The sequence below is a fragment of the Rhodococcus sp. A14 genome (assembly GCF_011603105.1).
Classification (GTDB): Bacteria; Actinomycetota; Actinomycetes; order Mycobacteriales; family Mycobacteriaceae; genus Rhodococcus_F; species Rhodococcus_F opacus.
Genome location: NZ_JAAOQS010000060.1, coordinates 18,070 through 37,398, shown reverse-complemented (window position 1 = coordinate 37,398; position 19,329 = coordinate 18,070). Strand labels below are relative to the sequence as shown.

The window sequence follows — 19,329 nt, the reverse complement described above, 5'->3', positions numbered from 1 at the left end:
CTAAGCCGACCCGTCCGCCCGCTCGGGCGTTGCTACCCGTCGAAGCCGCCCGGGATCTCGTAGATCGCACCGTCGAAGCCGATGCGGAACAGCCGTCCCGCCGAGAAGCCGCCGGACCCCTGCCCGTAGACGACCATGCTCGACGTCGGCAGACCGGACGCCAGCACGCAGTACCGCCCCGGCGAGTCGAGGCGCCAGATCTCGCCGCGCACGTTGGCCGGGACCACCGGACGGCCTCTCGAGTCCAGGGCCAGACCGTCGGGTGCGGCGAAGGTGTCGAGACCGGACAGGTCGAGGATGCTCTCGGGCGCTCCGGGGTTCGAGAGCGGGATCCGGCTCACGCCCGGATTCACGAACGTCCGCGACACGTAGAGGTACCGATCGTCCGCGCCGAGCACCGCGCCGTTGGCGCTGGGCAGCGTCGCCCAGTGGGGCTCCACCCGCCCGTCGGGGAACACCCGTCCGATCTGGGTTCCGAAGTCGTTGGTGGCGTATGCGGTTCCGTCGGCGGCGACATCGAGTCCGTTCGCCGCGCTCAGGCCCGATACGAACGGGGTGAGCACGTTGGTCGCGGTGTTCAGCTTCGCGATCGCACCCGGACGCAGGATGTCGCCGAGGAACACGCGGGCGTCCGCGCCGTACCCCACCAGCAGTGAACCGTCCGACGCCCAGGCCAGCGCCCCGGCCCCGCCGTCCGGCACCGTCGCGACCGGGACCGCGGGGGCTCCCGGGGCGTCGAGGCGGAACACCCGCCCGCTCAGAAGGTCCGTCGTGTAAAGGCGGCCGCCGCCGTCCACGGCGACTCCCTCGAGCGCCGCTCCCGGCACCCGCCCGACGAGGACCGGTGCCTGGCCGGTGCCCGGGCACACCGGAGCGGCGGACGCGGTCTGCGGCGCCACCACCGACACGGCCCCGGCGAGCAGCGCACCCGCGGCCACGGCCCGGACGCCTCCTCCGATGAATCGACCCCAGTGCGACATGCGCATTCCCACGACCTTTCCCGGTGTGTCCCACGTGCCCCGTGCATGGTCCCCCACATCGCCGGAACCCGCTCGGTTTCGATTCGATCACGCCCGATAACGACCGCTGGGAATGCCCGAGTAATGAGGCAGTAACCTTTACTGCCGTGAGCACACAGGGAGCATCAGCAGTAGGCATCGCCAACGTGACCGTCGGCGGCACGGTCCTCGACACCTGGTTCCCGGCGCCCGAGCTGGGAAACTTCGACGACGCGGGCACCGTGCGGATCGAGGGTGGCGACATCCCCTCCGATCTGGCACTTCTCGCCGGACCCGACGAGGCGCGTGAGGTCGACCAGGTCGTGGTGCGCACCACCATCGCCGACCTGTCGGCGCCGCCGGTCGACGCCCACGACGCCTACCTGCGCCTTCACCTCCTCTCGCATCGCCTCGTGACCCCGCACGGCGTCAACCTCGACGGTCTGTTCGGATTGCTGTCCAACGTGGTGTGGACCAACTTCGGTCCCTGTGCGGTCGAGGGCTTCGAGAAGGTGCGGTCGCGTCTGCGCATCCGCGGCGTGGTCACCGTGTTCGGTGTCGACAAGTTCCCGCGCATGGTCGACTACGTCGTGCCGTCCGGCGTCCGCATCGCCGACGCCGACCGCGTCCGCCTCGGCGCCCACCTGGCAAGCGGCACCACCGTGATGCACGAGGGCTTCGTCAACTTCAACGCCGGTACGCTCGGCAACTCCATGGTCGAAGGCCGTATCTCCGCGGGCGTCGTCGTCGACGACGGATCCGACGTGGGCGGCGGTGCGTCGATCATGGGCACCCTGTCCGGTGGCGGCAAGGAGACCATCTCCGTCGGCAAGCGCTGCCTGCTCGGCGCCAACGCCGGTCTCGGCATCTCGCTCGGCGACGACTGCGTCCTCGAGGCCGGCCTGTACATGACCGCGGGCACCAAGGTCACCGGGCCGGACGGCACCGTCGTGAAGGCCAAGGAACTCAACGGCCAGTCCAACCTGCTGTTCCGTCGTAACTCCGTGTCGGGAGCCGTCGAGGTCGTGCCGTGGAAGGGCACCGGCGTGGAACTGAACGCCGCTCTGCACGCAAACGACTGACCCGGTGAGCGGTACGCGAACACCCGGCACCGTGAGCGATTCGACCAGCACCCTGGGCCGGGGCCTGAAGGTCCGTCACCTCACGATGATGGGCCTCGGTTCCGCGATCGGTGCCGGACTGTTCCTCGGCACCGGTGTCGGCATCGCGACCGCCGGTCCCGCCGTCCTCGTCTCCTACCTTCTCGCCGGCATCATCGTCGTCTTCGTGATGCGGATGCTCGGCGAGATGGGAGCGGCGATCCCCGCCAGCGGATCCTTCTCGCACTACGCGCGGATCGGCATCGGCGAGTGGGCCGGATTCGTGATGGGCTGGCTCTACTGGTTCATGCTGATCATGGTGCTCGGCGCCGAGATCACCGGCGCCTCCGGCATCGTGAGCGGCTGGCTGCCCGGCGTGCCGCAGTGGGTCGTCGCCCTCGTGTTCGTGATCTTCTTCGCGGCCGTCAACCTCGCGAAGGTCAGCAACTTCGGCGAGTTCGAGTTCTGGTTCGCCGCCATCAAGGTCACCGTCATCATCGCGTTCCTGGTGATCGGCGTGCTGCTGGTGTTCGGCCTGCTGCCGGACACCGAACCGGTGGGCACCACCAACCTCTTCGGCCACGGCGGCTTCATGCCGGAAGGCTTCGCCGGTGTCGCCGCGGGACTGCTGGTGGTGGCGTTCGCCTTCGGCGGCATCGAGATCGTGACCATCGCCGCCGCCGAATCCGAGGATCCCGAGCGGTCGATCGCCGTGGCGGTGCGCAGCGTCGTCTGGCGTATCAGCGTCTTCTACCTCGGTTCGATCTCGATCATGGTCCTCGTCCTTCCCTGGGATTCGTCGGACCTCAAGAGCGGACCGTTTGTGGCCGTCCTCAACCAGGCGCACATCCCGTACGTGGCCGGGTTCATGGAACTGGTGGTCGTGGTCGCGTTGTTGTCGGCGTTCAACGCCAACATCTACGGCACGTCGCGGATGGCGTACTCGCTGTCCCGGCGCGGCGACGGTCCCGCGTTCATGGCCCGGATCTCGAATTCCGGGGTACCCCTCAATGCGGTGCTGCTGTCGGTGTTCTTCGGTTTCGTCAGCGTCCTGCTCAACTGGTGGCTGCCGGACGACCTCCTGGGACTTCTCCTGAACGCCGTCGGTTCGGCGCTCCTGGTCATCTGGATTTTCATCGTCGTCTCGCATCTGAGACTGCGCCCGCGGCTCGAACGCGAGGGCAAGCTGACCGTGCGGATGTGGCTGTTCCCGTGGCTCAGCTACGTCACGCTCGCAATGCTCGCCGGTTTCGTCGTGCTCATGCTCTTCGACACCGACGCCCGCACCCAGCTGATCTCGACGTGCGTCCTGTTCCTCGCGATCGCGGCGCTCGGTGTGCTCAACACCCGGCTGCGCAAGCGGTCGCAGACGGTGTGACCGGTTCGGGCCGGCGACTCACCGGCCCGAACTCGACTCCTGCCCCGCGGACGAGCGCGCCGCATGGGCGAGCACCTGCGGTCCGGTCACGAACGCCTTCCGCCACGGTGCGACACCGTCGATTTCGATCTCGATGGACAGGCTCAGCACGGTGCGGATCAGCACGATCACTCCCAGGACGGCGGCATCGGTCAGTGACGGTGTCGACGTGACCGTCTTGACGATGTCTGCCGCGACGAGCAATTCCAGGCCGAGCAGGATCGCGCCCCCGAGCGACTCCCTCAGGGTCTTGAACGCCTGAGTGCCGTCTCCGGTCCGCTTCCACGCGCGCACCGCGAGGAAGAAGGCGAAGAGGAACCCGACAATCATCGCGAGGACACCGAGCACTTCGAACACTTCGGTTGCGAGTTCGAAGAACCTGACAGTGTCCATGGTGTGAGTGTTCCTGTTCGGGACGGTGTTCGCAGTCGAGCCCGGTCGTTCCAAGTATCACGCCAGGCGTCGATTCCCCGATTCGCGGCGAACCCACGAGGATTCCTCGGACTATTCGAGTTGCGGCGGGAGAACCGTTGCCCAGTCGTTTTCGATACTGACGACCGTCCAGTCGTGGGTGCCGGCCAGTGCGAGCGCCTCCTCGGCGCCCGCGACGTAGTCGAACTCGCGGGCGGCGTCGTCGTGGCGCAGCAGCAACCGCAGCGACGGCCGGTCCGGTGCCTCCGCGAATTGCAGCATCGGGATGTCGCCGTTGCTGTTTCCCGCCGCCAGCAGGGGTCGCCTGCCGATCCGGTTCCAGATCTGCACCGGCTTCTCGGGTCCGTCGTCGAGGACGTCCGCCTCCGCTCTGCGGACGATCGCGCCGCTGCGCCCGTCGTGCTTCCAGGCCAGTGACACCCCGCTGCCGATGACCCGCTGCCGCGGAATGCCGTACACGTCGTGACTGATCGGCCGCATGAAATCACGGCCACCGCCGGACACGATGTAGTTGCGGAACCCGTTGACAGCCAGGTAGTCGAGCAACTCCACCATCGGTGCGTAACTGCACGCCAGGTAGTTCCGGTCGAGGGTCGGATGCCGGGCGGTGCGCAGGAACTGGTCCGCCCCGGCCTCGAACTCCTCCACGGTCACGTCGGCGAAACCGGTCAGCACACCGGCGGCGAGTTCTCTCACGCCGCTGTCGTCGCCGTTGTAGTGCCGCGTGATGACGTCGTTCAACCAGCCGTAGTCCTGCGTGTAGGCGGCCTGCCAGGGCTGACGGGTGCGAAGATCCTCATCGTGCTCGGCCATGACGACGAGACGGCGCAGGATGAAGTCGAGCTGAATGGGCATCGGCTTCTCACACCACAGTGTGCCGTCGTTGTCGAAGACCGCGATCCGATCCTCCACGGGGACGTCCTCCGCCGTCACCCGCCCGACGAATCCCAGGATCGCGGTCTTGCAGTCACCCTCACGCCAGCTCGGAAGAGGTTCTGTCATGGCGCTTCCGCTCTCACTCGCGAGAGAGCATGGCCGCGGCTTCGCGTTCGAGGTCGACGAACGGTTCGCCGCTGACGTCGATAGCGATTCGGTTCAACGTCCCACCGGTGAAGGCCCACGGTGACGAACCCGGGTAGTCGTCGGTGACGGGTTCGCCGCTGTCCCGGCCGGCGTTGAGACCCTCACCGCCGCCGATGCTGAATTTGCCGGGCTGCGTTCGGATTCGGCCCTCGCCGACCTTGCGGTCGCCGTAATACAGGCTCAGGACGCCGTGGGCGGTCCCGGGTGGGTCCTCACCGTCCTTCTCGAACGACGCGGCCAGGATGAGGTTCTCCCCGGTCGGCAGGTCCTCGGTCGCATCGATCCTCTGCTGATCGCTGCCGAGGAAGTTGTACACGTAGTGCAGCCGGTTGTCCTTGACGTACAGCGAGTGCCCACCGAACCTACCGCCGTGGGAGAACAGCACCCCCGAGGCACCGGGTTCGGGGAGGTCGACGAGCGCCCCGATCGAGTAGGAGCGGTTACGGAGGTTGACCGCCACCGCCTCCGGTACCTCCGCGCCGCCGGGTCGGTAGACGTAGCGGTTGCGCGGGGGCGCGAGCTGCGGGCGTGGGGTGGTGAGGAGTTCGACGGGCGAGCGGTCGTCGAGCGGCAACGCCTGATTCGCGCCGGCCTCGTGGAACCACAGCCCGACGAGCTCGGCGAGTCGGCCGGGTTCCTCGGCCGCGAGGTCGTGGAGTTCGGCGCGGTCCACCTGGGTGTGGTACAGCTCCCAGGTGTCCTCCGGGAAACGACTCCACCCGCTCAGCGTCGGGTGGGTGGTGACGGCCTTCCAGCCGTCGTGCCAGATGCCCCGCCCGCCGAGCATCGAATAGAACTGGGTGTGCTTGGCGGTGGGGATGGTGGCGGCGTCGAAGCTGTAGCGCATGCTCACGCCCTGAATCGGGTGCTGGGTGTACCCCTTCACCGTCTCGGGGAGTTCGACACCGAGGCAGTCGAGCAGAGTCGGGACGATGTCGATGGCGTGGTGGTACTGGTCGCGGGTCTCGCCGCGGGCCTCGATCCCGGCCGGCCACGACAAAATGCACGGATCGCTGGTGCCGCCGTTGAACGAGTAGCGTTTCCACATCTTGAACGGGGTGTTGAAGGCCATCGCCCACCCGTTCGGGTAGTGGTTGTAGGTCTCGGTGCCGCCGAGCTGGTCCAGCTTGGCCAGATTCTCGGCGAGATCGTCCGGCACGCTGTTGGCGATCTTGTTCTCGTTCACCGAACCGTTGGGTCCGCCCTCCCCGCTGGCGCCGTTGTCGGAGACCACCACGATGATGGTGTTGTCGAGCTGCTCGATCTCCTCGAGGTAGGCCAGCAGTCGGCCGATCTGGTCGTCGCAGTGCGAGAGGAATCCCGCGTACACCTCGGCCATGCGCGCGAAGAGCCGTTTTTCGTCGTCGGACAGGGTGTCCCAGGGGCGGGTGAAGTCCAGCGGTGGGAACGGCTGACCGTCGGGTCCGGTGCGGGAGTCGGGGGTGCCGATCGGGTTGAGCGGCGGCAACTCGGTGTCCGGAGGTACGAGGCCCATCTCCTTCTGCCGGGTCAGGGTCCGCTCGCGCATCGCCTCGTATCCGTCATCGAATCTGCCGCGGTAGCGGTCGGCCCACTCCTTGGGCACGTGGTGCGGGGCATGGGCGCAGCCGGGTGCGTAATACAGGAACACCGGCCTGTCCGGGGCAATCGCCTTGACGTCGCCGAGGTAGTCGAGCGCGTGGTCGGTGATGTCGACGCTGAAGTGGTAGCCCTGCTCCGGGGTGGCGGGCTGCTCGACGGGGTGGTTGTCGTGCACGAGATCCGGATACCACTGGTTCGTCTCCGCGCCGAGGAAGCCGTAGAAGCGCTCGAAGCCGCGGCCGACCGGCCAGTTCCGTTTCGTTGACGCCAGGTTCATCTCGTCCTCGGCGCACAGGTGCCACTTGCCGACCATCGCGGTGCTGAAGCCCTGCTCGACCAGGATCTCGGCGAGGGTAGCGCACTCGGGAGGGATGTGCCCGTTCCCACCGGGGAATCCGACAGCACACTCACTGATGCAGGCCATCCCGTTGGTGGTGTGGTTACGCCCCGTCAGCAGGCAGGATCGCGTCGGGGAACACAGGGCGGTGGTGTGCCACTGGCCGTACCGCAGACCGTTTGCGGCGATCCGGTCGATGTTCGGGGTCTCGATCGGCCCGCCGTAGCAGCCCATCGCTCCGAAACCGACGTCGTCGAGCACGATGTAGAGGACGTTCGGCGAACCGGGCGGCGCCTTCGGCTGCTCGTAGGGACCCCAATCCGGGATCGAGTCCCGAATATCGAGATTGACGACACCTCTGAACGGCTTGGCCATGACGAGCTCCTCGAATGGGTCCGACTCCCCCTTTCACCCAAGCACTGTCGACCGATGGATGGCTAGTGCGCCGGAACAGTATTCCGCTAGCTGCGACCGCGCGCCGCCAATGCGTTGACGAACACGTTGGCGATGTCGGCGGGATCCTTCGCGACGTAGCTCGATCCTCCGGTCACCCGCGAGATCTCGGCGAGGGTGGCCGCGTCCGCGTCGTCGGTGATGCCGATCGTCACGATGATGACGGGCCGGGCCGGATCCGTCTCACGCTGCAGGATGCTCAGGAGCTGTTCCTTCGTGATGGAGTCCGGATCCTCGTTTGCGCCGTCGGTCAGGATGATCACACTGTTCACAGCGCGCGGGTCGTACGTCTCCTGCACCGTCCGGAACGCGGCGAGCGTCGTGTCGTACAGACCGGTGCCGCCGCCGATCAGCGCGTCGACCTTCCCCGCCTGCTGCGCCATCAGCTGGCGCTGCGTGAGACCGTCGACCACCGTGTCGTAGCGGCGGATCGGGACCATCTCCTTGTAGTCCTGCGGTCCCCCACCGAGGCCCTGCGAGAACGCCCACAACCCCGCCGACACGCTGTCCGGGAACATCGCATTGCCGGCGAGTGCGGCATCGACCGTGAGATCCATGCGCGACCGGCTGCCTGCGGGGGTCTCCATCGACCCCGACACGTCGATCGCGACGAGCGTGCGAATGGGTAGTGCCATCAACGCCCACCCGCCGAGGGCGTCCTGTAGTGCCGACTCGTCCTCGAGCGCGAGCTTGGTGACCCTGCCGACACCGCGGCCGTCGGCCAGTGGACTCCCGTCGGGTCCGCGGAATCCGTGCTCCGCGAGTACCGCGCGGGCCTCCTCGCCACCGAGAACCGCGGCGACGGCACGTGCCACCTGGGTGGCCTTGTAGTGCCGGTCGGGGGCCGGCGACGTGACGACGAGCGGGAAGTTCATGAAGTTGCTGCCCGTCGGGGGCACCGTCGCGGTGAGCGTGCGCGCGCCGTCACCGTCGGAAAAGTCGAGCACGGACTGTTCGGTGGCCACGGCAACTCCGCCGTTGTCGACGACGCCCTGCAGCATCTCCTCGCCAACGGGCTCGTCCGCGGTGCGTGCACTCTCCTCCTGCGCGAGCGGGACCAGCGCCGCCCGCACCGTCCCCGCGGACACGGGATCGGCCTGGCCCTCGGCGAGTGCCGCGTTTATCGGAGCCTGCGCCACCCCGGTCACGAGGGGGTTGCCCAGCTGGATGTCCTTGATCTGGAGGGCCGCGAGCCACGTCGGCGCCGTGGGGGCGTCCGCCTCGCGGGACGCCAGGACAACGGGCGACGATGCGATCGAACCCGACATCACCTCGACCGGACCGGCTGCGGTGAGTGCCGCCTTGCCCACCCAGGCGCCGGTGTCGGGGATCCAGAGATCCGGGGCGTCTGTTCCCTTGCCGAGCCGTCCCGCGATGTCGCCGGACGTCGCGCCGCTGACAGCGACGTTCGCGCAGCCCAGGTCGGTGTCCTTCGCCTCGCCGAGAATGCGGTTCAGAGCGGGCACGATGCTCGGGTCGGCGGCGAGCGTGTAGTCGGTGACCTGATCGCAGTCGTCGGCCCAGGAGCGCACCGCCTGAACGACGACGACCACGGAGGCCACGAGCCCGATCACGACAGCGGCGCACACCGCGTAGAACCCGGGCGAGCGACCACCGCGCTCCTGCCCCGCGCTCGAATGACGCCCTCCGGCCATCGTCTGCCTCCCTAACATTTCGGTCACGAGACGTCCACCGACACACCCGGACCGAATATAATCCGCCCCACATCGTAGCGAACGGTGCAGCGTACGATGCTGCGCGAGTGACGGGTCGGAGCCCTCTTCCGCCTCGGGGGCGACCAGCGGGTCAGCGCTCGGGTTGTGCGACCTCGAGCCGGCGGGCGACGAGCGCGGCCTGGATCTGCCGCAGCCCGGACGGGCGGGTCGGATCGCAGCCCGTCAGCTGCGCCACCCGCTTGAGCCGGTAGTCCACCGTATTGGTGTGAAGGTGCATCTGCTTCGCGGTGCGCTGCCGATTGAGATCGTGGCCGATGTGCACCTCGAGCGTTTCGATCAGTTCGGGTGAGCCCTGCAACGGCTCGAGGAGCCGCGCCAGGTGGCTTCTGCCCGGTCCGGGCCGGGTGAGCTGGTATTCGAGCGCCAGATCGTCCATCTCGTAGAGACCCGGTTCCAGCGCCAGCTGATGGGCGAGGTCGAGGAGTTCGTGGACCTGGTCGGCAGCCGCGGGGATACCGGCGGTGCGAACCCGGGTTGCCGTGGCGGTGAGCGGAACTCCGGCGGCCGCTCCGATGCGGTCGAGCAGGGACACCATCCAGGCCCGCTCGGGTGAGCCGGGCAGCAACAGCGTTCCACCGTCCGGGCTCAGCGAACAGAGGGCGGCACCACCCGCGGCGTCCGCGAGCTCGATCTGCAACCGGCGGAGCTTCTGCCGGGCGACGACGGTTTTGCGCCGGTGTGTCACGGCCTCCGTGGGATGCGACGGAATCGACAGTCCCAGCACCACGTACTCGTCGGCCAGCTCCACGCCCGCGTGCCGCGCGGCGGTCGCCGCCTTTCTGCCGCTGAGCAGCGCCGTGACGAGATTGACCGCGGCACCGTCACGTTCGCTGTTGACGGCTTCGAGTTCCTCCACGTAGCTGGTCGTGGCGGCGACGGTCACGCATTCGAGGAGGCTGAACATCACCTTCTGGATGACCAGGAGTTCGGGCAGGTCTTCCTCGCGGGCGTTCGAGGCGACGAGGTCGCCGGCCTCCTGGATACCTTCGTGCAGGATGCGGAGTACGAGCTTCAACGGGAATCCCTCGCGGGCCCAGCGCGCGGAACTGTTGCGCACCTCTGCGAGGTCCTCGTCCGTCGGGCTGATGCCCTCGTCGAGCATCTGGATACCGAGGCCGAGGCAGACGATCGTGAAATCCATGACGTCGCTCTGCAGCTGTTCGCCGGGAAGCGAACCGCACGGGGTCACGTTGTCGGCGAAATGCCGGACCAGTTTCTGCGCGACCGTCAGTGTGTCGCGCAGCGGGGCGGAGGCGGGCCTGCCGTCGACGAGGATCTGCGAACCCGGCCCCGAACTATGATTCGTCATAGATCTGATCACTCCCATATGTGGATGACACCGAACTCCCGCACCATCGACATCACGAAAACATAACGAGGGTTCGCTTCTGTCACCGTTGTATCACGACAGAGCCCTGTCCAGGGCGAATACGGGCGATCCGACGTGGACGGCCGTCGTCCGGTCCCGTGTCCGGCGGCGAATCGACCGCCGGTCGAGTCTCGGCTCCGGGCCGAGCGGGGCCCTCCCGGCATCCCCGCGGGTGTGAGGTGCCACAGACCGGGGTGTGAACTGTCCTGGGTCGGGTGGAGACTCCTGATTGAACCAGGAGAATGAAGTCATGCCAGCACCGAGGAAGTACGACACCGAGACCCGTGAGCGGGCAGTGCGGATGTACCGGGATCGGATCAACGAGCACGGCGACACGAAGGTCGCAGCCCGCCGCCACGTCGGAGCGCTGATCGACGTCAACCCCGATACGCTCCGGAACTGGATCGACCGTGAGGGTTCCGACACCGGCACCGCCCCCGAGTCCTCGGCCGCCGCCAGCGCCGCCGAGCTGAAGGCGCTGCGGAAGGAAAACGCCGAATTGCGTAGGGCCAACGAGATTCTCAAAACCGCGAGCGCGTTTTTCGCGGCGGCGGAGGTCGACCGCCGACTGCGGTGATCGTCGACTACATCGACGCCTACCGTTCCCAATTCGGGGTCGACCCGATCTGTGCCGTGCTCACCGAGCACGGCATCAGCATCGCCCCGTCCACCTACTACAAGACCAAGCAGCGCGGACCCATCTCGGACACCGACCTGGACGAGGCGTACGCCGCAAACGCCGTGCACAGGGTGTACGTGGCCAACAAGCGCCTCTACGGTGCCCGCAAGATCTGGTGGGCGATGAAACACGCCGGCGACGTCATCGGGCGCGATCAGGTGGCCCGCCTGATGAAGATCTGCGGGATCCGCGGGGTGATCCGCGGCAAACGCCGCACGACCACCACCGAGAGCGACGAGCGGGCACCACGACACCCGGATCTGATCAACAGGAAATGGGACACCCCTCACCGTCCCGATCAGTGGTGGGTCGCGGACTTTACGTACGTGTGGACACTCACCGGATTCGTGTACACGGCGTTCTGTGTCGACGTGTTCTCCCGCCGGATCCTCGGGTGGCAGGTGATGACATCCAAGACCACCGTGTTGGTCACCGGAGTGCTCGAGCAGGCGTTGTTCACCCGCAGGAGAGCCGACATCCGTTTCACCTCAACGGGTTTGGTGCATCACAGCGATGCGGGGAGCCAGTATACGTCGCTGGCGTTCACCGAGGCATTGATCGCTTCGGGGATCGCCGGGTCGATCGGCAGCGTCGGGGACGCCCTCGACAACGGGTTGATGGAATCGACGATCGGTCTCTACAAAACCGAGTTGATCGACCGTGCCGCGTCGTGGAGCGGTCGGGCCGAGGTGGAGAGGGAAACCGCCGAGTGGGTGCGGTGGTTCAATGCGGACCGGTTGCACTCGTCGATCGACTATCTCTCGCCGATCTGGTACGAGACCCGCTATCGTGAACAGCGTCCCCCGGCTGCCTCAACCCCCGAGGTGGCCTGAACCGGAGTCTCCACTCGATCCAGGGCGATTCAGTGTGTCAGTTCTCCTCGGCGACCCGGACCACCAGCTTGCCGAAGTTGCTGCCCCGGAGGAGGCCGATGAACGCCGCAGGCGCATTCTCGAGCCCGTCGACGATGTCCTCGCGGTAGGCGAATCGGCCCTCTCGGATCCACCCGGACACATCACGCTGGAAGTCCGCGTACATCTCGGAGACGAACTCGCGCTGGATGAATCCGCGGATCGTGAGGCTCTTGACCAGCACCCGGGTGAAGAATCCCGGCAGCCGATCCGGCCCCTCGGGGACCTCCGTGTCGTTGTACTGCGCGATCAAGCCGCACACGGGAACTCGCGCATACAGGTTGAGCAGCGGCAGCACTGCCGCGGCCACCGCACCGCCGACGTTCTCGAAGTACACGTCGATGCCGTCGGGACACGCGGCGCGCAGTTCCTCGGCGAAGTTCGGGGACCGGTGGTCGACGGCGGCGTCGAATCCGAGTTCGTCCAGCAGGTAGGCACACTTCTCCGGTCCGCCTGCGATCCCGACGGCACGGGCGCCCTTCAGTTTCGCGATCTGCCCCACCGCCGAGCCGACCGGACCACTGGCCGCCGCGACGACCACCGTCTCACCCGCCTTCGGTTGCCCGATCTTCAACAGGCCGGAGTACGCGGTGAAGCCCGGCATGCCGAGAACTCCGACGGCGGTCGACAGCGGCGCGGCGTCGCGGTCGAGTGTGCGGAGTTGGTTGCCGTCGACCACGGCGTGCGACTGCCAGCCCGCATACCCGAGAACGTAGTCACCGGTTGCGAAATCCGGGTGCCGGGAATCGACCACCTGCCCGACGGTGCCACCGACCATGACCTCGTCGATCTCGACCGGGTCGGCGTAGGACTCCGCCGCACTCATCCGGCCGCGCATGTACGGGTCGAGGGACAGGTAGATGACGCGGACCAGCACCTGACCGTCGGCGGGTTCGGGCAGGTTCACCGCCTCGAGCCGGAAGTTGTCGGCGGTCGGCGCACCGTCCGGCCGTGACGCGAGGACGATTCGGGTGCTCTGAACGATGCTCTCCACACTCACTGTGCGCCTGCCAATCCGTGTCGGGCCGGTATCGTTCGCCAGCCTACCGATTTCAGAACAGTTGCTTCTTCTGCACCTTGCCCATCGCATTGCGCGGAAGCGACTCGACCACCCGGATCTCGCGGGGCCGCTTGTGCACCGACAGTTCGGTGGCCACATGCTCGATCAGCTCGGATTCCGACACATCGTCCCCCACCACGAACGCCACGAGCCGCTGCCCGAGGTCCGGGTCGGGAACGCCGACCACCGCGGCTTCCCGCACACTCGGGTGGCCGAGAAGAGAGGTCTCCACCTCCCCCGCCCCGACCCGGAATCCGCCCGACTTGATGAGGTCCGTGGATTCGCGGCCGACGATGCGGTGGAACCCGTCCGGGTCGATGACGGCGACGTCGCCGGTCTTGAAGAAGCCGTCGTCCGTGAAGGATTCGGCCGTCGCGTCGGGCCGGCCCAGATAGCCGTCGAAGAGCATCGGGCCCCGCACCTGCAGACCGCCGATGGATTCGCCGTCGTGGGGGACGTCGCCGCCGCGCTCGTCGCGCAGCCGGGTCTCGACGCCGCGGACCGGCACACCGACCCACCCCGGGCGACGCTCGCCGTCGGCCCGGGTGCTGAGCGTGAGCATCGTCTCGCTCATGCCGTACCGCTCGATCGGTGCGAGCCCGGTCAGCTCGTGCAGCTTCTCGAACACCGGCACGGGCAACGGGGCGCTGCCCGACACCAGCAGTCGCGCACCCGACAACGCGCGCGCCGACTCGGGGTCGTCGGCGATGCGACTCCACACCGTGGGAACACCGAAGTACATCGTTCCCCGTGCCGCGGCGTAGGCCGCCGGGGTGGGCTTGACCGTGTGGACGAGACGGCTGCCGATACGCAACGGTCCCAGCACACCGAGGATGAGACCGTGGACGTGGAACAGCGGAAGTCCCTGCACCAGTGTGTCGTTGCCGGTCCACTGCCAGGCGTCCGCGAGGGCATCGAGGCCGGCGGCGATGGCCTTCCTGCTGATCAGGACCCCCTTGGGCGGCCCCGTGGTGCCGGAGGTGTAGAGCACGAACGCGATGTCCGACTCGGGCGGCTCCGGGTAGCTGTGCCACGACCGGGCGTGGACGCGGACCGGAACGACGGGCAGGCCCGCCGCGTCCGCGGGCGCCTCGCCCAGCCACGCCTGCGCGCCGGAATCGCGCAGGATGTGCTCGAGTTCGGCGGGGCCGGAATCGGGCGGCACCGGCACCGCGGTCACCCCGGCGATGAGGCAGCCCACGACGGCGAGGACGGTGGTGACGGTGGGGGTGGCGAGGATCGCGACCCGATCCGCGCGTGCCACACGTTCGGCCACGGACGTCGCCGCACCGAGCACGTCGCCGCGCGACAGGGTGGTGTCGCCGATCCGGATGGCGTCGGGAATGTCGTCGCCCTGGGCGACGGCCAGAGGGTTCAGAGATCGCAGCAGCACACGGTCAGCTTCTCACAGGGCCCGGACGCGGTCCGGTGGGTCTCCCGGTGGCGGACTGACGGTGGCCAGCGCCGCGCCCAGCAGCGCCCCGGTCAGAACAGCCAGTCCGTGGGCGTCGTCGACGACCACCAGCAGGACACCGGCGACGACGATGCCGCCGCTCGCGGCGAGTGCTCGCCGCTCCTTGGACTGCATCACCACCAGACCGGCGAGGGACGCGGCCAGCGCGAGCGTGGCACCCGAGTTGCCCGCGCCGGGCGACGGGAACAGGAACGCGGTGAACAGGCCGAAGATGATCTGGCTCGCCACGAACAGCAGTACGGCCCGCGCTCCACCCCAGACCCGGACCGCGAGCGGGGCCACCCAGGCGAGAACGAGCAGATTCACCACGGTTCCGGCCAGTCCCCCGTCCTGCACCGCAACCGAGGTGACGATCCGCCACCACTGGTGGTCCCGGATCTGGGTGGGGTCACGCTCGAGGGCGTCGAGGACTGCGGGGACGACGAACTGCAGCAGCGACGGCACCGCGATCAGCAACCACAACACCACCGCGGTGCGCGGCGGACGGGTGAGCCGGACCTCGCCGATGCGCGTCGAACCGAGCAGCGTCGCGAGTACGAGAACGACCGCGAAGAGGACCGCGCTGGTCCATCCCGCGCCAGAAGTCGTCACCGCGAAACTCTACAACGGCGCGCCCTCGCGGGAACCGAACCGCGACTGCACCGGTCAGTCCCGGGTGACCACCGAGCGCAGGAAGAACCGCAGGTTCGAGGGACGCTCGGCCAGCCGCCGCATGAAGTACGCGTACCACTGACTTCCGTACGGCACGTACACCCGAACCTGCTTGTCCTCGTTCGCGAGCCGACGCTGCTCGACGTCCCGGATCCCGAACAGCATCTGGTGCTCGTAGGCGTCCGCGGCGCGGCCGGTGCGCCCGACCAGCGGGGCGACCGCGTCGATGACGGCCGGATCGTGCGAGGCCACCATCGGGTACCCGGATCCGTCCATCAGGATCCCGAGGCAGCGCAGATACGACGCGTCCACGGCGGCGCGGTCCTGGAAAGCCACGGACTCGGGTTCCCGGTACGCCCCCTTGCAGAGCCGGACTCTCGAACCGGGGCCGGCGAGGGCACGGCAGTCGTCCTCGGTGCGTCGCAGGTACGACTGCACCACCGCACCGAGCCAGGGGTAGTCGCTGCGGAGTTCACGCACGATCGCCAGCGTCGAATCGGTGGTCGTGTGGTCTTCGGCGTCCACGGTCACCCACACCCCGGCCGCCTCCGCGGCGGCGCAGATCGTGCGGGCGTTGTCGGTGGCGATCCTGCGACCGTCGCCGGCGAGTGCCAGCCCGAGCGCCGACAGTTTCATCGACACCTCGAGGCGGCGAACACCCGAAGTCCCTTCCGCGGCTTCCGGTAGCGCTCCGAGATCGGCTACGAGCGCCAGATATTCGTCGACCGTCGCCTGGGCTCCGGCCGCGTCACGCGTGTCCTCACCGAGGAAGTCGATCGACACCGACCGGCCCGAATCGAGGATCTCCCGGACGGTTGCGAGCGCCGACTCCCGGTTCTCCCCGGCGACGAAGCGGTCGACGAGTTTCCGTGTGACGGGGGCGCCGGTGACCGCCCGTTTGACGCGGGACGACCGGGCCGCCGCGAGGATCGCCGGGCGCAGCGGATTCGCCAGAACCGTGGGCGCTTTCATTCCGACCCCATGTGCGGATATCGGTAATCGGTGGCGGGGACGAACGTCTCCTTGATGGTGCGGGCCGACACCCACCGCAGCAGGTTGAGCTTGGACCCGGCCTTGTCGTTCGTGCCCGAGGCGCGGGCCCCACCGAACGGCTGTTGCCCGACGACGGCACCGGTCGGCTTGTCGTTGACGTAGAAGTTTCCGGCGGTGAACCGGAGAGCAGACGTTGCCTGCTCGACGGCCTGGCGGTCGTCGGCGATCACCGCACCGGTCAGCGCGTACGGGGCCGCCGAGTCGACCGTGGCGAGCACGTCGGCGAACGCGTTCGGCGCCGAGTCGTCGTACACGTGCACCGTCAGGATCGGACCGAAGTACTCGGTGGTCATCGCCTCGTCGGCCGGGTCGTCGGCGAGGAGCACGGTGGGGCGGACGAAGTAGCCGACGCTGTCGTCGTACTTGCCGCCGACGGCGATCTCGAGGCCAGTAGCGCTGCGGGCGCGTTCGATGGCCGCGACGTTCTTGTCGTACGCACGCCGGTCGATGAGGGCACCGCCGAAATTCTCCAGATCCGTCACGTCACCGTAGGTGAGGGCGTCGACTTCCGCGGTGAACGTGTCCCGCATCCGCCGCCACAGCGACTTCGGGACGTACGCACGGGAAGCGGCCGAACACTTCTGGCCCTGGTATTCGAACGCGCCGCGGATCAGCGCCGTTCGCAACACGTCCTCGTCGGCCGACGCGTGCGCGACCACGAAGTCCTTCCCGCCGGTCTCCCCCACCAGCCGGGGGTAGCCGGCGTACTTCCCGATGTTCGCGCCCACCTCGCTCCACAGATGCTGGAACGTCCGGGTCGACCCGGTGAAGTGGATACCCGCGAGGCGAGGATCGCTCAGCAGCACCTCCGAGACCGCCTGCCCGCTGCCGGTGAGCAGATTGATCACACCCGGAGGCATTCCCGCAGCCTCGAGCAGCTTGATGGTCCAGTACGCGGCGACGGTCTGCGTCGACGACGGCTTCCAGATCACCGTGTTGCCCATCAACGCGGGCGCGGTCGGCAGGTTGCCCGCGATCGCGCTGAAGTTGAACGGCGTGATGGCGTAGACGAAGCCCTCGAGCGGACGGTATTCGAGCCGGTTCCACACACCCGGTGAGGAGATCGGCTGATCGGCGAGGATCTGGCGGGCGAAGTGAACGTTGAAGCGCCAGAAGTCGATCAGCTCGCACGGCGCGTCGATCTCCGCCTGCTGAACCGACTTCGACTGGCCGAGCATCGTCGCCGCGGCGAGCGTCTCGCGCCACGGCCCGGACAGCAGGTCGGCGGCGCGCAGGATGACCGCGGCCCGGTCGTCGAACGAGAGGGCCCGCCAGTGCGGTGCCGCGGCCGTGGCCGCCTCGACCGCCGCCGACGCGTCGTCGTGGGTGGCGCTGCGCAGTGTGCCGAGCACGGCGGCGTGCCGGTGGGGTTGCACGACGTCGACGCGCTCGCCGTTGCCGTGCCGGTGTTTCCCGCCGATCACGTGCGGGATGTCGACGGGATTGGTGGCGATGTCGGTGAGTGCCGATTGCACTCGGGAACGTTCGGGACTGCCCGGCGCGTACGTGTGGACCGGCTCGTTGGTGGGCACCGGAACCTGGGTGATGGCGTCCATGCTGCCTGCCTCCTGCCCTCAGATCGTGAGGAACTGTGACCGGGACCGCGGGCGGACGGGGACACCCGTCCGAGCGGAACCCTTGAGCCCAGGTTAGCGCCGGATGGGGGTACTCATCCGGTTTTGACGCGCGGGTCGGCTGGCTACCATCGGCACATGGCCGAACGGAATCGCGTGTCACCCCGATCCGAGATCGTCGCCATTCCACTCCGTGGCCGGTTCATGGGGAACCGGGGCTGCCTGCACCGCGGGCACACCGTCGTGCGCAACCATTCCGGCAAGCGGTGGATCATCTGCGTCACCGACTACCCGGCCCGCACCGTCGCCCAGTGGAGCGAGGGCCATTACACGGTTCTGTTCTTCCACGACGAGGCGGTGGCCCTCGCGGCCGGGCACCGGCCGTGCGCCCTGTGCCGACGCGAGCGGTACAACGACTTTCGCGCCGCCTGGCAGTCGGCACACGGGGGCGGGCAGCCCGGCGCGGACGAGATGGACGCCCGGTTGCACGCGGAACGGCTGGTCGGTTCCCACCAGCGCACGCACGAGGCCCCGTGGTCGTCGTTGCCCGACGGCGCCTTCGCGCTGTTCGACGGCGGCCCCGCCATCGTGCTGGGTGAGACCGTCGTTTCGTGGTCGGCCGAGGGATACGGGACTCCGGCGAACCGGCCGACCGGCACCGCCACCGTCCTGACACCGCCGCCCACCGTCGCCGTCCTCGCAGCCGGCTACCGCCCGGACGTCGCGTAGGACTGGTGGTGTGCGGTATTCGAAAGGTGCGGTATTCCTCCACCGTGGCACGTGGGTCAGCCCGGCGCATCTCATGCGTGGCCCTGGCATAAGCGATCCGGTGTGACCGTCCACCCTGCGGCCGAGAGCCATCGTTGAACCGGCTCAGTCAGGTTGCCGTTCTTCGCTTGCTCGGCGAGTGTGCCGGCGAGGATGGGCCCGTCGCCGCAAATGCTGCAGGCGACATCGAATGAAGGTTGCCCGGGTTCGCAATGCCGACAGTGGTGGCGGCTGGCGACTGTCCCTCGGTGGTCGGGATCGGCGTGGAGCCAGGCCACCGCGAGGTCCGCAGTTTGGTGCGCTACCTCGGCGCGAGTGGTGGGTTCATGTCCACAGGTCGGGCACGTCCGAGACGTCGGCAGCGGTGCAGGTGGATCGGCGACTACGGTGATCTCCTGCGTAACCGGCGCGATGTCCACGCGCTTGTTCAAATGCCCATACACCGTGGTGCGCGGCACTTTCAGCATGCCCGCCATCTGCGCGACGGTGTGTTCCCCCGCGTCGTACAGGCGTTGAGCGAGTTCGATCTGGTCCGAGCTGAGCTTCGAGGGCCGGCCACCCTTCCGGCCGCGGGCACGGGCGGCGGCCAGGCCGTCGCCGGTGTTAACCATGACCGGCCTGACGGCAGTGACGTTGTCGCCATCATCGACCCG

At 68.1% G+C, this 19,329-nt stretch carries 16 protein-coding genes and 1 other annotated feature; of the genes, 4 read left to right on the top strand and 12 right to left on the bottom strand.

The window, feature by feature from the left end; translation table 11 throughout:
- Window positions 1-32: 32 nt before the first annotated feature.
- On the bottom strand, window positions 33-986 hold the full coding sequence (locus G9373_RS27030) for an SMP-30/gluconolactonase/LRE family protein (protein ID WP_167117642.1): 954 nt from the start codon (window positions 984-986) through the stop codon (window positions 33-35).
- 140 nt (window positions 987-1,126) lie between these two features.
- Between G9373_RS27030 and dapD the strand changes: the two genes are divergently transcribed.
- Window positions 1,127-2,080 carry a 2,3,4,5-tetrahydropyridine-2,6-dicarboxylate N-succinyltransferase gene (gene dapD, locus G9373_RS27025; RefSeq protein ID WP_167117638.1) on the top strand — a complete coding sequence of 318 codons (954 nt, stop codon included), beginning with the start codon at window positions 1,127-1,129 and terminating at the stop codon, window positions 2,078-2,080.
- 4 nt (window positions 2,081-2,084) lie between these two features.
- Entirely contained in the window at window positions 2,085-3,476 is a 1,392-nt protein-coding gene (locus tag G9373_RS27020; protein WP_005263042.1) for an amino acid permease, read from the top strand.
- An 18-nt stretch (window positions 3,477-3,494) separates the two neighbouring features.
- Here the strand turns inward: G9373_RS27020 and G9373_RS27015 are convergent, their stop codons facing one another.
- The 5 genes from G9373_RS27015 to G9373_RS26995 all read right to left on the bottom strand — a co-directional run bounded on the left by G9373_RS27015 (window position 3,495) and on the right by G9373_RS26995 (window position 10,446).
- Window positions 3,495-3,908, bottom strand: a complete 414-nt coding sequence (locus tag G9373_RS27015; RefSeq protein ID WP_005263040.1) for a DUF1622 domain-containing protein — start codon at window positions 3,906-3,908, stop codon at window positions 3,495-3,497.
- A gap of 111 nt (window positions 3,909-4,019) precedes the next feature.
- A complete protein-coding gene (locus tag G9373_RS27010; protein ID WP_133986443.1) occupies window positions 4,020-4,949 on the bottom strand; it encodes an HAD family hydrolase in 930 nt (309 codons plus the stop codon).
- A 13-nt stretch (window positions 4,950-4,962) separates the two neighbouring features.
- Window positions 4,963-7,323, bottom strand: coding sequence for an arylsulfatase (locus tag G9373_RS27005; protein ID WP_133986442.1), 2,361 nt, complete (start codon window positions 7,321-7,323; stop codon window positions 4,963-4,965).
- Between the two features lie 86 nt (window positions 7,324-7,409).
- Window positions 7,410-9,056, bottom strand: a complete 1,647-nt coding sequence (locus G9373_RS27000; RefSeq protein WP_133986441.1) for a substrate-binding and VWA domain-containing protein — start codon at window positions 9,054-9,056, stop codon at window positions 7,410-7,412.
- Window positions 9,057-9,207: 151 nt separating this feature from the next.
- Window positions 9,208-10,446, bottom strand: a complete 1,239-nt coding sequence (locus G9373_RS26995; RefSeq protein WP_005263037.1) for a helix-turn-helix domain-containing protein — start codon at window positions 10,444-10,446, stop codon at window positions 9,208-9,210.
- A gap of 310 nt (window positions 10,447-10,756) precedes the next feature.
- Here G9373_RS26995 and G9373_RS26990 point away from each other — a divergent pair.
- A protein-coding gene (locus G9373_RS26990) for an IS3 family transposase (RefSeq protein WP_167117635.1) occupies window positions 10,757-12,018 on the top strand; the annotation gives its coding sequence in 2 pieces (ribosomal slippage) (window positions 10,757-11,054 and window positions 11,054-12,018; 1,263 coding nt in all).
- Window positions 11,041-11,172, top strand: a sequence feature (AL1L pseudoknot). It overlaps the preceding gene by 132 nt.
- 37 nt (window positions 12,019-12,055) lie before the next feature.
- On the opposite strand, the gene G9373_RS26985 is transcribed toward G9373_RS26990, so the two are convergent.
- Genes G9373_RS26985 through pruA form a run of 5 tightly spaced genes read right to left on the bottom strand, consistent with a single transcriptional unit; the run spans window position 12,056 to window position 17,890 of the window.
- The gene (locus G9373_RS26985; protein ID WP_167117632.1) at window positions 12,056-13,096 is read right to left on the bottom strand and encodes an NADP-dependent oxidoreductase; all 1,041 of its coding nucleotides are present in this window, start codon (window positions 13,094-13,096) and stop codon (window positions 12,056-12,058) included.
- A gap of 52 nt (window positions 13,097-13,148) precedes the next feature.
- Window positions 13,149-14,549 carry an acyl-CoA synthetase gene (locus G9373_RS26980; protein WP_167117628.1) on the bottom strand — a complete coding sequence of 467 codons (1,401 nt, stop codon included), beginning with the start codon at window positions 14,547-14,549 and terminating at the stop codon, window positions 13,149-13,151.
- A 12-nt stretch (window positions 14,550-14,561) separates the two neighbouring features.
- Window positions 14,562-15,221, bottom strand: a complete 660-nt coding sequence (locus tag G9373_RS26975; protein WP_005263017.1) for a rhomboid family intramembrane serine protease — start codon at window positions 15,219-15,221, stop codon at window positions 14,562-14,564.
- Window positions 15,222-15,275: 54 nt separating this feature from the next.
- Window positions 15,276-16,253, bottom strand: a complete 978-nt coding sequence (locus G9373_RS26970) for a proline dehydrogenase family protein (RefSeq protein WP_005565396.1) — start codon at window positions 16,251-16,253, stop codon at window positions 15,276-15,278.
- Window positions 16,250-17,890, bottom strand: coding sequence for an L-glutamate gamma-semialdehyde dehydrogenase (gene pruA / locus G9373_RS26965; RefSeq protein ID WP_005263015.1), 1,641 nt, complete (start codon window positions 17,888-17,890; stop codon window positions 16,250-16,252). Before pruA ends, G9373_RS26970 begins: the two co-directional genes overlap by 4 nt.
- 156 nt (window positions 17,891-18,046) lie before the next feature.
- On the opposite strand from pruA, the gene G9373_RS26960 reads away from it, so the two are divergent.
- The gene (locus G9373_RS26960; protein ID WP_167117626.1) at window positions 18,047-18,637 is read left to right on the top strand and encodes a hypothetical protein; all 591 of its coding nucleotides are present in this window, start codon (window positions 18,047-18,049) and stop codon (window positions 18,635-18,637) included.
- A 71-nt stretch (window positions 18,638-18,708) separates the two neighbouring features.
- Here G9373_RS26960 and G9373_RS26955 read toward each other — a convergent pair whose 3' ends face one another.
- The gene (locus G9373_RS26955) at window positions 18,709-19,287 is read right to left on the bottom strand and encodes a helix-turn-helix domain-containing protein (RefSeq protein WP_005565399.1); all 579 of its coding nucleotides are present in this window, start codon (window positions 19,285-19,287) and stop codon (window positions 18,709-18,711) included.
- Window positions 19,288-19,329 lie beyond the last annotated feature (42 nt).